Origin of the sequence: Pseudomonas frederiksbergensis, assembly GCF_003732275.1 — a bacterium.
GTDB lineage: Bacteria > Pseudomonadota > Gammaproteobacteria > Pseudomonadales > Pseudomonadaceae > Aquipseudomonas > Aquipseudomonas frederiksbergensis_H.
This window is the reverse complement of sequence record NZ_MOBM01000012.1, coordinates 303,772-319,010: the sequence shown is the minus strand read 5'-3', so window position 1 is coordinate 319,010 and position 15,239 is coordinate 303,772. Positions and strand designations below refer to the sequence as shown.

Genomic DNA, 15,239 nt, shown 5'->3' with positions numbered 1-15,239 from the left:
TGAATCAATGGCAATCATCTTTGCCTGCCAGCCCTCGTTTTGCCCCCTCTTGATACGTCTTCAAAGGCCAATGAACCGTATTTGGCTCACCCGCAAAAAAGTCCTAGTGATGTGCAAAATCTTCCTAACGCACATGCCTTGCCCCTGACTAGTGTTGCATCCAGGCAGCACAGAACGTACTGCCTTCCGGAAAAACAACATTCGAGTGAGGTGGGCAAAATGATCATTCAAGCAATCAAGGCTTCGGTAGTGAAATTCGTCAAAGACGAAGATGGCCTGACCATTGTGGAGTATGCGGTAGCGGGAGGGTTGATTACGGCGGCTGTTGCCCTCGCATTCACCGATCTCGGAATTGCCGTGCATACCCAAATCACAGCGCTGTGCAATGCCGTCGGTGCTGGTAATGCGTGCGCGTAACAACAATTTCCGATAGGGAGATGCTGCAATGTCCATGGAGCAGCTGATAGCTACTGGTTTGCTGATAGGGCTGCTGGGCGTAGCGGTGGTGAGCGATATTCGTCGCCACCGCATTCCCAACCTGCTGATCCTGGTGGGCCTGGCTCTGGGATTAGCCGGCCAGGCTTATTCAGGTGGAATAAGCGGGTTGGGTGACAGCCTGTTAAGCGTCCTGATCTGTTTTGCGCTGTTTCTGCCCATGCATGCTGTGGGTGGCATGGCCGCCGGCGACGTCAAGTTGATGGCCATGGTTGGCAGCTTCCTACCGGTTCATTACGCAGTGTGGGCCGCTCTATACAGTCTGGTATTTGGCGGTCTGTGCGGTTTTCTGATCGTACTGGTGCACGGTCAGATGTTGCAAACCCTGGGGCGTTATTGGCTGATTCTGAAGGCTCGGGCCTACTTGGCGCCGAGTGCGGACGAGGCTGCCGGAAAGCCCTTTCCTTACGCTATTGCAATCTTGCTCGGCACTCTGGGCAGCATCTACTGGCAACTCATTGCCAGTGGGTTGGGAGATTAGTCATGCACGTCATGGTTGATACTGATGCCTTCCCCAATGAGCGGGAAGCGGTGCAACGACTGGCTCCTCAGCCGTGCACAATCCGCGAAACAGGTCTGACAGACAGTTTTCTCGGCGAGTTGGTTTGCAAACATTTATATGACGCCGGCGTGCTGGACATGTCGCGTCTGGTGGAGCGCCTGGCACTGACCGGCGCTGTACTTGAAGAAGTCCTGGCGTTTTTGCGCAAGGATGGCCGTGTCGAAGTGCTTGGTCAGATGGGGCCGCAAACCACGAGTGGGCAAATGCTGCGTTATGGCCTGACTGAACGCGGTCGCAGTGCCGCCCGCGATGCGCTGTCGCGCAGTGGCTACATCGGCGCTGCACCTTTCCCGGTGAGTACTTACCGCTCCCTGATCAAATTGCAGACCATTCACCATGGTCGCATCAACGCCAACGATATGCGCAACGCCCTTGCTGGTGTAGTGCTTACCGAGGGGATGCTCGATCAGTTGGGTGTGGCACTGAACTCCGGGCGCGCGATCATGATTTATGGCCCGGCGGGTACCGGCAAGACTTATGTCAGCAGTCGGCTGATTCGTCTGTTCGCCGAGGCCATCTGGGTACCTCATGCCATCGTGATCAACGAGTCGGTGATAGAGATCTACGATCCGCAGGTACATCAGCGGCTCGATGAAAGCAGTCAACAGAACAATCTGATGCTCAACGAAGGGATCGACCGTCGACTGCTGTGTTGCAAACGCCCGATCGTTATCACGGGCGGCGAGCTGAGCATGGAACAGCTGGACGTTCGCTATGACCCCTTCACCCGTCAGTACCAGGCTGCCTTGCAACTCAAGGCCAGTAACGGCCTGTTCATCATCGACGACATGGGGCGCCAGCGCATGGCCCCCGCCGAACTGTTGAACCGCTGGATCGTACCCATGGAAGAGAAACGCGATTTCCTCAACCTGGGCGGCGGTCGGCATTGCGAGCTGCCGTTCGATCTGATTCTGGTGTTCTCCACCAACCTCAATCCTCTGGAACTGGCCGATGAGGCCTTCCTCCGCCGGATTGGCTACAAGCTGCAGTTCGGTTACCTGAAGCCCGAGGAATACGAAAAGATCTGGCGTCAGGAAAGCGAGCGTCTGGGCATTCCTTTTGACCCGCTGCTGCTGCGTTATGTACTCCAGAGGCTTTATGCAAGTGAAGGCATGCCCCTGGTGCCTTGCCATCCCCGCGATCTCCTGAACATGGCGCTTGACCGTCAGCGTTATATGGGCGGTTCCGGACCCCTGTCACCGCAAGAATTGGAATGGGCCTGGCACAACTATTTCGTCCAGCTCGACTTTCTTTGATTCGGAGATACTGACATGAGCTCTCGTACTCTTCCCCTGATAGGTGTTTCCCTGGTCATGGGCCTTGGCGCCGCATGGATGGCCGATTCCTGGCTGAGCGCGCGGCTCAATGCCAGCCCGGATGACCACCTTCGAAGCGTGGTGGTCGCCACGGCAGAGATTCCATTCGGGCAGATGGTCGAGGCCCAGCAAGTCACGACCATGCGCATGCCCATGGACACGATCCCGGACGATGCCTTCGACTCCAGCGACAAAGCAGTGGGCAAGATCGCAACGTTCGACATTCTGAAGGGCGACATCATGCGCGGCGCGCGCCTGAGCGAGCACTTGGGTGGCAGCACCCTGGCCTCGCTGATTGCGACCGACAAACGTGCCATATCGGTACGCGTGGACGATGTGGTCGGCGTGGGCGGATTTCTCCTGCCAGGTAACCGGGTCGATGTGCTGGCGACCAAAACCACCAACGCCGGCAGTAACAGCGCCGTGTCCAGGACCATCCTCGAGAACTTGCGGGTGTTGGCAGTGGACCAGACGGCGGGTACCGACAAGACCCAACCGGTGGTGGTGCGTGCAGTGACGCTGGAGATGACGACCGCAGAGGCGGAAACCCTGGTCACGGCGCAAACGGAGGGGAAATTGCAACTGACCCTGCGCAACCCGCTGAACTCCGAGAAAAAAATCGCGGCCGTTGCGCCTGCCGCACCGGTCATGGCTGTGGCCACCGCCACGGTGCCAAAACGCGTGGTGCAGCGCAGCAGCAATGAGGGTGGCGGGGCGATCACCATTATCCGCGGGATCGAAACCAAAGTAGTCAATATTCGCTGACAGAACGCAACAGGCGCCTGGACACCCAGGTATTGGCGGAGCCGATCCGGATCAGTATCGGCAAATGAGGGCTTGATGATGAATCTTCGTATTCAACGGCCGTTCACTACGACGCCAAGGCGCCAGAGAGGGGCGGTGAGCATATTGATGGCGATCACGTTGGTGGTGATGCTCATGATGGCGGCGTTGGCTCTGGACGGCGGACACATGCTGCTGAACAAGAGCCGTCTGCAGAATGCGGTGGATGCCGCAGCCCTGAGTGGTGCCAAAACCCTGAGCCAGGTGGTAGGAGGTGCCAACAGTGCCAGCACGACGCGGACTGCCGCGCTCAATACGCTGATGCAAAATGCCAATGCCACCGGCAACACCGAATTGGCCACGGCTGTCGCCGGCAACCCAGGCGCATTCGCGGTGGTGGAACTGTCCAGCCTCGTTTATGGCCCGTTCTCCTATCCCGGGCCTTCGAATGCCAAATACGTCCGAGTATCGGTACCGAACTATAACCTGACGGGATTTTTCTGGAACTTCGCCGAGGCATTCGGCGCCGTGGGGAACAAAGCGGTGGCGGCAATCGCCACTGCTGGACCTAGCCCTACTAGGCCGTGTGATCTTGCACCGTTGATGATCTGTGGCGATGCGACTCAATACGATCCGAACGCTGGTATGTTCTGGGGCTTCCGGTTTGGTGATTTGCAGGTGTTGAAGTCGGCGGCTGGCAATTCGTCCGCCATTGGTCCAGGAAACTTTCAATTGCTCGATTTCGGTTCGGGCGGCAGTTCGGTCAGAGAAGATCTGGCCGGAGGCGGCTCGGTCTGCCGCAATGTGGGGGACAATGTCCAGACTTCACCCGGCAACACGGTGGGCCCTGCGTCTCAAGGCCTGAATACGCGCTTCGGCATCTACAACGGCCCGGTAAGTGCCTCGAACTATCCGCCAGACCTGGTGACGTCGTCGAGCAATCCCGCGATCACCTACAACGATTCAGTCACCCCGGCGCAGGTGCTTTACAAGGGGCAGCCCGTCACCTCGAGCGGCGGCAATCTCACCGCCGGCAGCAACACCATACTGGATTACAACGACTGGAAGGCGAGTGTTGCCGCGTGTGTGGGGGGGGCCGGCAGTGGCTGCCAGAGCAATGGGGTATTCGAGCGTCGGATGTTGAAAGTCGTCGTTGGCAACTGCACCGGCAAACAGGGCGGTTCAACTACGATCCCTGTCCTGGGTTTTGGTTGCTATTTCGTGGTGCAGCCAATGAGTAGTGGCGGCACGCAAGCGCAGATATTCGGACAGTTTGTGAGGGAGTGCGAAGGCGACAATGTGCCCAGCCCTTCGCCGGCAAATGATTCCGGTCCGCAGATCATTCAGCTCTATAAAACCTATCTCAACGGCAGCGGCACTCCGAGCACAGACTCGTAGGAGGCGTCATGAGACATCACACGTTCAAACGACCACAGGCCCAGCAAGGCCTTGCCATGGTTGAATTCACCCTCGTCCTGCCGGTATTGCTGTTGCTATTGCTGACCTTCGGTGAGTTCGGCCGCTTGCTCTATCAGTACAACGTCCTGTTGCAGGCCAGTCGTGATGCCGACCGTTTTGTCGCCAGTCAAGCCTGGAACTCGACGCTTGGAATGGTCGCTCTGAGCAGTACGCTGCAGACCCAGACAAAAAACGTGGCGGTCTATGGTGTGCCTGCAAATACCGGGACCGCGGTGGTGTCTGGCTTGACGACCGCGAACGTAGTGGTCGCCGCGGTAGGCGCCGACCATGTGCGAGTCACCATCACCTATAACTTTTGTCCGGTAATTGGCGGTGGCAATTGCAGTGGAGCGATTCCAGGATTTTTTGGTAGTCAAATTGCGCTGAGCATTCCGCTGGTCGCCACGACCGTCATGAGGGCACTGTGATGAATCGCAAACACATGCACGGTACCTATATTGTGGAATTCGCCGTCGTTGGTTTACTGGTGTTCACCCTGTTGTTCGGCGTATTGGAAATGGGCCGTCTGTACTTCACGGTCAATGCGCTGGATGAAGCTGCGCGGCGTGGTGCACGCCTGGCGGCGGTATGCAATATCAGTGATCCGGTGGTGTTGCGGCGGGCGATCTTCAATGCCGCGAGCGATGCCGGTACGAGCCAGCTGATCAACAATCTGGCCACCAGCAACCTGTCGTTGACCTATCTGGATGAAAATGGCGCGCTGGTGGCCAACCCCGCTGACACGACTGGGGTCAATGGTTTTCGTGCCATCCGCTACGTCCAGTTGAACCTGCAAAACTTCGTTTTCAATCTGTTTATTCCCGGGTTCGGCGTGCCTATTACCTTGCCTACCTTCAGGGCAACGTTGCCACGCGAAAGCCTCGGGCGTCATTCCGATTCCGGGGAGATCACGCCATGCTGAATACCAAGGAAACTCCGCTCTCCACCTCGACCGGCAAAACCGGGCTCCGGTTGCTGATCAGCAGCCGTGATGCCACCGCTTTGCGCGATCTGCAGAGCGTCTGCCAACGCATGCCTTGCCTGGAGGTGAGCACTCGCCTGGTAAGTAATGGGCATGTCGACCCACTCTACGGTCTGGACCGGATGCCCGATCTGTTGCTGTTGCGCGTCAGCCATCTGTGGCGCGAAGAGTTGTCAGCGCTGTTACAGCGTCCGGCCCATGAGCGGCCGCCGATGTTGGTGTGCGGGCTCTTGAGCGAGCAGGAGGCCATGCGTCTGGCGATGCAAGCGGGGGCCCGTGACGTGCTGCCGGAGCCCATCGCCGAGACAGAGCTGGTCGCCGCCTTGAATCGCCTGGTCATGGAGGTTCGGACCGGCAGCGGGGCAGAAGGGAAATTGATCGCCGTGATGAGCGCCAAGGGCGGCTCCGGCGGAACCCTGGTGGCTTGCAACCTGGCTCAGCAGCTCAGTGCCAGGGGTGGCAGTACCCTGTTGCTGGACATGGACCTGCAATTTGGCAGCGTGACGCATTATCTGGATGTGGCGCAGTCGCACAGCCATCTGGAGGTGTTGCACCAGATCGACGGCATGGACAGCGTCGCGCTACGCGGTTTTTGCAGCCACTTCAGCCCGACCTTGCATGTGCTGGGTGGTCGGGCCGGTGAGCTGTGTCTACCGCAGGATGCCCAACCCGAGCAGCTTGATGCCCTGTTGAAGTTGGCCCGTGCCAGCTATGACTGGGTGGTGATCGACCTGCCGCGGCAAATCGATCACCTCACCGGCTCCGTGCTGGAACAGGTGGATCGGGTGTACGTAGTGGTGCAGCAAAGCGTCAGTCATCTGCGGGATGCCAGCTCCCTGGTGCGGATTCTTCGCGATGACCTGGGCGTGCGCGGGGATCAATTGCAGATAGTGGTCAACCGCTTTGACAAGGCGGGAGCGATCAGCCTCAAAGACATTGGCGAGGCACTGCGCTGCACCAATCTGTCGAAATTACCCAACGACTTCAACCTGGTCAGCCAGAGTCAGAACACTGGCGTGCCGTTGGGGCTGCATGCGCCGAGGGCAGCGATTACTGCCGCACTGCGCGACATGACCGAGGACCTGGTCGGTCAACAGGTGGCCGGGAACAAAGGCTTACTCAAACGCGCCTTCAACCGTTTTTTCGGGGGATGACCCATGATCAGCGACTTTCGTAACCGCTTGCGCAAACAGTCCGGTAAACCCGCCTCTTCGTCGGCTACCCAGTTGGGCCGTGACCCGGATCCGGCAGAAGAGTTGATGGCGTGGGAGCATGCAATTCCGGATGTCCTGTATGAAACCAGAACCCAGGTCACCCCGGTGGAGGCCGAGTGGCGGGAAAAGATCTACCAGCAGTTGCTCAAGGTCATGGACCTGTCCTTGCTGGACTCCCTTGAACAGGCCGAGGCCACGCGGCAGATTCGTGATATTTGCCAGCGCTTGCTCGATGAACATTCGGCGCCGGTGAGTTCCGTTAGCCGCCAATTGATCATCAAGCAGATCACCGACGAGGTGCTTGGCCTGGGTCCCCTGGAACCGCTGCTGGCCGATCACAGCGTGTCCGACATTCTGGTCAACGGCTATGCCTCGGTCTATGTCGAGCGCTTCGGCAAACTGCAACGGACCGATGTGCGCTTTCGCGATGATCAGCATTTGCTGAACATCATCGACCGCATTGTATCCAGCCTTGGTCGGCGTATCGACGAGTCCTCGCCATTGGTGGACGCCCGGCTCAAGGACGGTTCACGGGTCAACGCGATTATCCCGCCGCTGGCCATCGACGGCCCGAGCATGTCGATTCGCCGCTTTGCGGTGGACCTGCTCAATACCGACAGCCTGATCTCGGTGGGGACGTTGACCCCGGCCATAGCCCTGCTGCTCAAGGCGATTGTCCGCGGACGCTTGAACGTGCTGATTTCCGGTGGTACCGGCAGCGGCAAGACAACCATGCTCAATGTGCTGTCCAGTTTCATCCCGCAAAACGAACGGATTGTCACCATCGAAGACTCGGCCGAACTGCAACTGCAGCAGCCCCATGTGGTGCGCCTGGAAACCCGCCCTTGCAACATCGAAGGGCGTGGCGAGGTGAGTCAGCGGGAGTTGGTGCGCAACAGCCTGCGGATGCGTCCGGACCGCATTGTGATCGGCGAAGTGCGTGGCGCCGAAGCGCTGGACATGCTGACGGCGATGAACACCGGCCACGATGGCTCGTTGACCACCATCCACGCCAACACCGCGCGCGATGCGTTGGGAAGAGTTGAGAACATGGTGTCGATGACCGGGGCGACCTTCCCGATCAAGGCCATGCGGCAGCAGATCGCTTCGGCCATTGATGTGGTGATTCAGCTGGAGCGTCAGGAAGACGGCAAGCGCCGACTGGTCAGCGTGCAGGAGATCAACGGCATGGAGGGCGAGATCATCACCATGACCGAAATCTTCTCCTTTGCCCGTCAAGGCATGGGCGAAAACGGCGAAGTGCTCGGCGAATACCGTCCCAGCGGCATGATCCCGGCCTTCCGCGATGTGCTGGCCAAGCGCGGCATTGAATTGCCGCTTAACATGTTCAGGCCTGAATGGATGGAGGCACGGCAGCCATGAACAATATTCCCAGTGAATTCATCCTGATGTTCCTCGGCATGGTGTTTATTGCCGTGTTCCTGCTGTCCCAGGGCGTGGTGGTGCCGGTGTTCGGCGAGGCCGGCAAGATGCGCAAGCGCATCCGCGGCCGCTTGCATGTGATGGAGAAGGCCAACAATCTGCCCAACATGCAGACGGTATTGCGGCAGAAATACCTGACGCGTTTGTCACCACTGGAGGCCAGGCTTGAGCAGCTGCCCTTTATGGAGACATTGACGCAAATGATTGAGCAATCTGGGCACGAATACCGGGCCTATAGGGTATTGCTGCTCGGGTTGGTGCTGGGCGCTTGGGCGGGTGTCTTGATCTGGATGGTCTCGTCCGTCTGGTGGATGGCGTTGATGGCGAGCCTCGGAGCGTTCTGGTTACCCATGCTGAAAATCTCTCGTGACCGTGGCAAACGTTTCGCTGCGTTTGAGGAGGGCCTGCCAGATGCATTGGATGCCATGTGCAGGGCTCTGCGAGCCGGTCACCCCTTCAATGAAACCTTGCATTTGGTGGCTGAGGAGCATAAGGGACCAGTGGCTCAAGAATTCGGCGCGACCTTTGCCGATATCAACTACGGCAACGATGTACGCCGGGCCATGCTTGGCCTGCTAGAGCGGATGCCGAGCATGACAGTGATGATGCTGGTGACCTCAATCCTCATTCATCGCGAGACCGGAGGTAATCTGACCGAGGTGCTGGAGCGTTTGAGTCGACTGATTCGTGGGCGCTTCCGTTTCCAGCGCAAGGTCAAAACCTTGTCTGCTGAAGGACGCATGTCGGCTTGGGTGCTGGTGGCCATTCCCTTCGTGTTGGCTGCAGTGATCCTGGTCACAACCCCCAGTTATATGCCTTTGCTACTCAATGATCCGCTTGGCCACAAGTTGATCATCGGGGCTTTCGGCGCCATGTTGCTTGGGATTTTTTGGATTCGCAAAATTATCCGGATCCAGGTTTGAGTGGTATTCGTTTCTCAGAGGTGCAGGTCATGGACTATTTGCTCGGGGTATTCAGTCAGGTGGCGGGCAATGCGCAGCTGGCGCGTATGTTGTTCGTCTGTGTTATTGGTTTGAGTGCGGTGCTAGCGGCCGTCACCGTGATGTTGCTGGTGTTGGGACTGCAGGATCCAGTGCAGCGTCGTCTGGCACTTATCAAACGCGGTCATTCAGGGAATGTCGCCGGGCAGGACGCTCCGAGTAATCTGCAATTATTGCTGGAGCGGGTCGGCCAACGTTTTGGCTCGGTTGAGGCGGCTCAGACGTCTGCCACCCAAACTCTGTTAATGCACGCCGGTTACCGCTCGCCCTCAGCGGTACAGATGTACTGGGCGGTGCGCTTGCTGTTGCCACTGATATCGGTTGGTCTTGCGCTGTTGTTGTTGCCGATGTTCTCCAGGCTTTCTCTGAATATGGGGTTGTTGATGGTGTCAATGGCTGCTGCTGCTGGATGGTTGCTGCCAGCGATTTATGTCGAAAAGCGCAAGCAGGCTAGACAGGGCAGACTGCGTGCCGCCTTTCCTGATGCACTGGACCTTATGGTGGTGTGCGTGGAGTCGGGTCTGGCATTGCCGCAGACCATCGAGCGGGTGGCTGAGGAGATGTCGGTCAGCCAGGTTGAGCTGGCTGAGGAGCTGGCGCTGGTCAATTCGCAAATCCGCGCCGGCGTCCCCAGTACCGAAGCGCTCAAGCAACTGGCTGTGCGGACCGGGCTGGAAGACGTACAAGGGTTGGTCAGCCTCTTGGCGCAGAGCATCCGCTTTGGTACCAGCGTGGCCGATACCCTACGCATCTATGCCGATGAGTTCCGTGACCGGCGTACGCAGGCCGCCGAAGAAGCGGGGGCGAAAATCGGTACCAAGCTGATATTCCCATTGATTTTCTGTCTGTGGCCGAGCTTCTTTCTGGTAGCCGTGGGCCCTCCGTTGATCGGAGTGCTCAGAGCATTCGGGAAGCTTTGAAATGAACAGGAGGCATGTGCTGTCGAGTCAGATGGCCTTGTCTCCTGAACCTGATTTGCACGTCCAGCCATAGATCTACACCTCCCCGTAAGAACTCCGCAGGCTGCGATTTTTTGATTTTGATGACAGGCAATTTGTTGCCCAAGTCTCTGAATCAAAAGATCGCAGCCTGCGGCCGCTCCTACAGAGATTTGTATACATCGGTTGATCACGACCTGGCGCTGATTGCTGCGATACGCTCGGTGACAGGCTGATCAGGCGGAATCGATGGTTGCCTGATACCCCTTTCAGGAACACCGATTCGGTCAGACGTAGGAACTGGCGAAGCCGGCAATCTTTTTATTTGGATGGCCGAGGGATCGCTGAAGAGCAAAAGATCGCAGCCTGCGGCAGCGCCAGGGTAATCCGGCCAGGCTCGGACAATGTGTAGATGCCTATGCTTTCCTGCATACGACGTCTAGCCCGGCTTTGCAGCCAGGCCACTCTAGACGACGCCAGAAACTGATCACCCGTTGATGCGCCTCAATTACTGCTGGGCATCTCTCCCGCAGTATCCTGGTCAAAAAACTCCGGAATCGGGTGGCTGAAGCTATTGATCCAACGCTGCATGGCCAGGTCACGTTCGGTGGCCGAAGCGGTTTGCAGTTTGGGTGAAGCAACGGTGCCGCGAATCTGTAGCTGCATCCACTGCTCGGTGCCTTTTTGCTCCTTCGAAGAGGGGCCTGGTTCAAAAGCCCAGGCACTGGTGGACAGGCAAGCCATGCACACGATCAACAGCCTCTTGGTATTCATCTCGACTCCTCGTACTTGTTACTTGTTCGCAGCAGTGGAGGAGGCATCGGCTACCTCGGTTCTGCGATTCCCCTCGGAAGCCACCGCTTTTTTAGCAGAAGCCTTGAGTTTTTCAGCGCGGGTTTGAGCCTCTGCGACTTGCTGAGGACTCAAGCTGGCGCGGGTCACGAGCTCGGAAGCTGCCTTCCAGTTATCCTGATAGATCAGCAGCGTCACCATATTCAGTGCCGCCAGTGAATCGGTCTGCTTGAGCTCCATGGCGGTCATGAACTCGAAGCGTGCTTCAGGGATGCGTCGCTGATTGAGGTAGACGACCCCCAGGTCATTGCGCATCTTGTCGTCGGTAGGGGCCATCTTCACCGCACGCTCAAGGTGAGTGGTCGCGGAGGCGTAATCATTTTTGGCCGCGGCCAACTGGCCCAGGCCATGTTCCCCGTCAGCGGCCAGACAGGTGCCGAGCAAGCTTCGATACAAAGGCTCCGCGTCTTTTCGCCCCATCAAGCGCAGTACCCGAGCCTTGCGCAGGCGAACCTGGACCAGGTTGTCGGGTAAGCCCTCCAGATTCGCCAGGCTGGCATACAAACGGCCCTCGTTGGCCATGTTGTCGGCCAGGTTCAGGGCCAGCTCTTGCTCTGAGGCAGGCTTGGCACAGATGGCCGGTTGCGAAGACAGGCCGTTGGTGGCACAACCTGTGAGCATTATTGTCGCCGCTATTGCAAAGACTGCTTTCATCGAGTGTCCTCTGGCTACAACACGTTGAACGCCTGGCCAATGGCAATAAAGCTGGCCCGGCCAGCGCTCAAGGTCACCGTTACGAGTGAGGTCGAGGCAAGTCTGATTCAGGCTCATTGCGAGAGCCCGGAGCGACTGTCGAAATCGCCATTTTCGAGGAAGAACATGCGGTAGAAGTTCGGGTCGTAATTACGCAGCTGCTCGCCCGGCAACGACGGTAGTTGTGCATTGGCAGCCAGTGGCTGGACCAGATGCGGGGTAACGATCATCAGCAGTTCGCGCTCTTCACGGTTGATGGAGTTATCGCGGAAGAAGGCGCCCAGAATCGGAATATCGCCCAGCCCCGGAAACTTGTTCACCTGGGAACTGTTGCGGGTGCTGATCAGACCGCTGATGACGAAACTTTCGCCGTCGGCCAGGGAAATGCTGGTGTCGGTACGGCGTATGGTCAGCGCCGGAACAATGGTGCCGGCGATGCTCACGGCGTTGGTGAAGTCCAGCTCACTGACTTCTGGCGCGACCTTCAGTGCGATACGGTTTTTCCCGACGATGGTCGGCGTCAGGGTCAGGCGGATACCGAATTCCTTGTACTCGATGGACACGTTATCGCTGCCGGAACTGGGCACCGGAATCGGCACTTCACCACCGGCCAGAAAGCTTGCACTCTGCCCGCTGAGCGCCACCAGACTTGGTCGCGCCAGGGTGTAGGCGAAACCGCTGCCTTCGAGCGCGTTGATCGCCACCAAGGTATTGCCGGTAGCAAACGAGAGATTGAACATGTCGTTGTTCACCGGCACCGACGGCGTGACAATGCCGCCGATGGTGGGCAAGGTTCTTGGCGAGCCGAACAGGAAGTTGCCGCGGGTGCCGAAAATCGAGGCGGAGGCCTCCTTGAGTTTGGTCCGGCTGACTTCAACGAAGCGGATATCGGTCTGCACCTGGCTTGGCAGCAGCGGGTCTTCGGAAGGCACCGTCGACACGCTGGTCAGCGCCGCGGTGGCCCTGCCTTTGACGAACACCATGCTTTGGCGCGGTTCTTTCGAACAGGCGGTCCAGACCATCAGGCTGGTGGTCCCCGGCGCTATACCGGTGAGTAAGAAGGCGTCGAGATTGTTGCCGCTGGGTTGCACGTCGGCGATTTTCGGGTCGCCTATCGCCAGTTTTGTCACCGGCACGGGGACGCGCAGTTCGTTCTGAAGTCCCTGACCGACCTCGAACGTTGCCGGCAAACTATTCAGTTGCGAACAATTGGCCGGCGCGGCCTGAGCCGCATTCACGCTGAGGCCTGTCCAGAACAGGCCTTGGATAATTCGCTTGAAAGCGGGCACGGTACGATAGCTCATTAAGTGCATCCTCGCTGAATAGGCCATCTTTGAGGCTAACTAGGTTGCCTCGGATCACTACAAGGGGCCTTGGTCGGCCCTCTACCCCGCCAGACCCCTGACTAATGGCCCCGGCAATATTCCGTGGTGCTACATGCAAGCAGGTGCAATACGCTGTTCTGACGGAACAACGAGCGACCTTCGCTATAACGGTTTTTAGTGATCCAGATACCTGAGCTGTCGACCCGAACGATAGGCTCGGGCTCGAAAGCAACAGCAGCTAAAGACGGCACTTTGTGCCGACCTGACTCCCCTAAAAAGCAACCGGCAATCAAAGCAAAGAGCCGGAAAATGCTTGCCAGGACCATAGTGAGGTAACTCCTTTTGCCATTCCGCTATCTGATCGCTGAACCTAACGTGGCATTTCGAACCGTTACGTCTTCTTCTTGTTTGAAAGGTAGTTCAACCGAGGCAAAGCGCCATGCTTTGAGCGAAAACTTTCGATACAGATACTGGTTTTTTTCTGAAAGCCACGGTCAGGCCACGCAATCATTGGTATTGCGCCGGATGCTGATGGAATAAGGGGTGCTTTACGGTCCCGCGAGTTTTTCTTTGGATTTTGCGCTGCACATTTCACAAAAACGCCACTCATTGAGTGGCGTTTTCAGGCGTACCGGTTTGTACTTTTCGAAGGCTGACCAATAGTAACAATGGCATCTGGCGGGATATGACCAGGAAGCTGAATACGACTGATTGTGTAGCTCTACACTTGCGAGGTGCGGATTGGAGTATTGGCTGTAAGGTACTGGATCACCTCTTCAAGGGTGTCTATGTCAGGAGCATTGTTCACTAACGCTTGCGAACTGCACCATGGGTAATCCAGATGTGATACCCACTCCATGATGCAGTGCAGATCAGTCGCCGGCAGGGTTTTCATGTGCTCAATGGTGATAGTGAGCCTCTCGACAAGCCCCGACTCGGGGCTGAACTGCCATTCATACAGACCACAACCGACTCGGACTTCGCCGCAGCTCTTGTCGGACATGCCGACCAGCCATTTGCACTGGAATGTTTTGGCCTCTGGTTCTGGTGGGAGTCCCAGGCAAAAGGTATAGACGTTTTCGAAGGTCTGGCCGAATCGCCTGACCAGCACATCGCCGATAGGTCCAAGGCCTTCAACGTGGGGTGGAAACGAGATAGACCCGGTGTGCACGACCATGTCCAGGATCGCGTCTGGCGCAAAGGCCTGGCGCAACAAATGGGGGCGGTTACCGTCCTTGGCTTTTATGTACTGTCGAATCGATTGTTGAGCAGTGTTCATTGTTTTTCCGTGGCATCCATATCAGGTTGAAAACAGTCTAATCCAAGGCTCACGTTACTATTCCACGCGAGCCCGCACTCATTTACAAAGCGCTATTCAAAACATCCGTTACCAGCATGCAGCCGGGGGCGTGGGTGATGCACAGCGGCGGACGTGAAGTTTGCACCACCGATTGCGGGGTCACACCGCAGGCCCAGAATACCGGGATTTCGTCGGCTTCGACTGGCACGGCATCGCCGTAGTCCGGGCTGCTGAGTGAATCGATGCCAATCAGCGCCGGATCACCGATATGCACGGGCGCGCCGTGGACGTTGGGCATGCGTGCGGTGATCTGGATCGCCTGGATCGCCGCGGCGGCCTTCATCGGGCGCATGCTCACCACCAGCTTGCCGCTCAGGCGCGCGGTAGGGCGAGTGTCTATGTTCGTCCGGTACATGGCGACATTGCGCCCCAGATCGATGTGCCTGAGGGTGATGCCGGCATCCAGCAGCGGTTGTTCGAAGGAGAACGAGCAACCGATGGCGAAGGCCACCAGATCGTCCTGCCACAAATGCCCGATATCCGACGGTTCTTCGCTCAGTTCGCCATGGCGATAGACCCTGTATCGGGACACCTCGTGGCGGATATCAATGGCTGTGCCGAGATTGCGAAAATACGGATCACCCGGTTCGGTAACGTCGAGCACCGGGCAAGCCTGCCGATTGAGCGTGCAATACCGGAGAAACTCGTTAGCCCAATCATTGGGCAGAATCACGATATTGGCTTGCACCCGACCTTGGGCCAAGCCGCTGGTGTGGCCCCGATATTGTCCGGCAGCGATGCATTGGCGCAGGGCCAGTGGAACGCTGTGCTTCAGTTGTTCGAAAGACAGGGTGGATTGGCTCATCACGGCAACTCT

General features: G+C 57.8%; 16 protein-coding genes. 11 read left to right on the top strand and 5 right to left on the bottom strand.

Features of this window, described 5'->3' with window-relative positions:
* The first annotated feature begins 219 nt into the window (after nucleotides 1-219).
* From BK662_RS09485 to BK662_RS09435, 11 genes are all read left to right on the top strand, one after another.
* Entirely contained in the window at nucleotides 220-417 is a 198-nt protein-coding gene (locus BK662_RS09485) for a Flp family type IVb pilin (protein ID WP_123357846.1), read from the top strand.
* Nucleotides 418-445: 28 nt separating this feature from the next.
* Entirely contained in the window at nucleotides 446-976 is a 531-nt protein-coding gene (locus BK662_RS09480) for an A24 family peptidase (protein WP_123357845.1), read from the top strand.
* 2 nt (nucleotides 977-978) lie between these two features.
* The gene (locus tag BK662_RS09475) at nucleotides 979-2,313 is read left to right on the top strand and encodes a DUF8689 domain-containing protein (RefSeq protein ID WP_123357844.1); all 1,335 of its coding nucleotides are present in this window, start codon (nucleotides 979-981) and stop codon (nucleotides 2,311-2,313) included.
* Nucleotides 2,314-2,328: 15 nt separating this feature from the next.
* Nucleotides 2,329-3,138, top strand: a complete 810-nt coding sequence (gene cpaB / locus BK662_RS09470; protein WP_123357843.1) for a Flp pilus assembly protein CpaB — start codon at nucleotides 2,329-2,331, stop codon at nucleotides 3,136-3,138.
* Nucleotides 3,139-3,213: 75 nt separating this feature from the next.
* Nucleotides 3,214-4,554 carry a pilus assembly protein TadG-related protein gene (locus BK662_RS09465; protein WP_123357842.1) on the top strand — a complete coding sequence of 447 codons (1,341 nt, stop codon included), beginning with the start codon at nucleotides 3,214-3,216 and terminating at the stop codon, nucleotides 4,552-4,554.
* An 8-nt stretch (nucleotides 4,555-4,562) separates the two neighbouring features.
* On the top strand, nucleotides 4,563-5,042 hold the full coding sequence (locus BK662_RS09460) for a TadE/TadG family type IV pilus assembly protein (protein ID WP_123357841.1): 480 nt from the start codon (nucleotides 4,563-4,565) through the stop codon (nucleotides 5,040-5,042).
* Entirely contained in the window at nucleotides 5,042-5,536 is a 495-nt protein-coding gene (locus tag BK662_RS09455) for a TadE family protein (protein WP_123357840.1), read from the top strand. The genes BK662_RS09460 and BK662_RS09455 overlap by 1 nt, the downstream gene beginning before the upstream one ends.
* Nucleotides 5,530-6,750 carry an AAA family ATPase gene (locus tag BK662_RS09450; RefSeq protein WP_123357839.1) on the top strand — a complete coding sequence of 407 codons (1,221 nt, stop codon included), beginning with the start codon at nucleotides 5,530-5,532 and terminating at the stop codon, nucleotides 6,748-6,750. Before BK662_RS09455 ends, BK662_RS09450 begins: the two co-directional genes overlap by 7 nt.
* A gap of 3 nt (nucleotides 6,751-6,753) precedes the next feature.
* A complete protein-coding gene (locus BK662_RS09445; RefSeq protein WP_123357838.1) occupies nucleotides 6,754-8,193 on the top strand; it encodes a TadA family conjugal transfer-associated ATPase in 1,440 nt (479 codons plus the stop codon).
* Nucleotides 8,190-9,176 (top strand): type II secretion system F family protein, encoded by a 987-nt coding sequence (locus BK662_RS09440; protein ID WP_123357837.1) that lies wholly within the window; start codon nucleotides 8,190-8,192, stop codon nucleotides 9,174-9,176. The genes BK662_RS09445 and BK662_RS09440 overlap by 4 nt, the downstream gene beginning before the upstream one ends.
* 29 nt (nucleotides 9,177-9,205) lie before the next feature.
* Complete coding sequence (locus tag BK662_RS09435; protein WP_123357836.1) at nucleotides 9,206-10,174, top strand: type II secretion system F family protein; 969 nt, start codon at nucleotides 9,206-9,208, stop codon at nucleotides 10,172-10,174.
* A gap of 522 nt (nucleotides 10,175-10,696) precedes the next feature.
* Here the strand turns inward: BK662_RS09435 and BK662_RS09430 are convergent.
* The 5 genes from BK662_RS09430 to BK662_RS09405 all read right to left on the bottom strand — a co-directional run bounded on the left by BK662_RS09430 (nucleotide 10,697) and on the right by BK662_RS09405 (nucleotide 15,227).
* On the bottom strand, nucleotides 10,697-10,966 hold the full coding sequence (locus tag BK662_RS09430; RefSeq protein ID WP_123357835.1) for a DUF3613 domain-containing protein: 270 nt from the start codon (nucleotides 10,964-10,966) through the stop codon (nucleotides 10,697-10,699).
* Nucleotides 10,967-10,984: 18 nt separating this feature from the next.
* Nucleotides 10,985-11,698, bottom strand: coding sequence for a tetratricopeptide repeat protein (locus tag BK662_RS09425; protein ID WP_123357834.1), 714 nt, complete (start codon nucleotides 11,696-11,698; stop codon nucleotides 10,985-10,987).
* 113 nt (nucleotides 11,699-11,811) lie between these two features.
* Complete coding sequence (locus tag BK662_RS09420) at nucleotides 11,812-13,041, bottom strand: type II and III secretion system protein family protein (protein WP_123357833.1); 1,230 nt, start codon at nucleotides 13,039-13,041, stop codon at nucleotides 11,812-11,814.
* A gap of 742 nt (nucleotides 13,042-13,783) precedes the next feature.
* A complete protein-coding gene (locus tag BK662_RS09410; protein ID WP_123357831.1) occupies nucleotides 13,784-14,341 on the bottom strand; it encodes a hypothetical protein in 558 nt (185 codons plus the stop codon).
* An 82-nt stretch (nucleotides 14,342-14,423) separates the two neighbouring features.
* Nucleotides 14,424-15,227, bottom strand: a complete 804-nt coding sequence (locus BK662_RS09405) for a putative hydro-lyase (protein ID WP_123357830.1) — start codon at nucleotides 15,225-15,227, stop codon at nucleotides 14,424-14,426.
* Nucleotides 15,228-15,239: the final 12 nt, after the last annotated feature.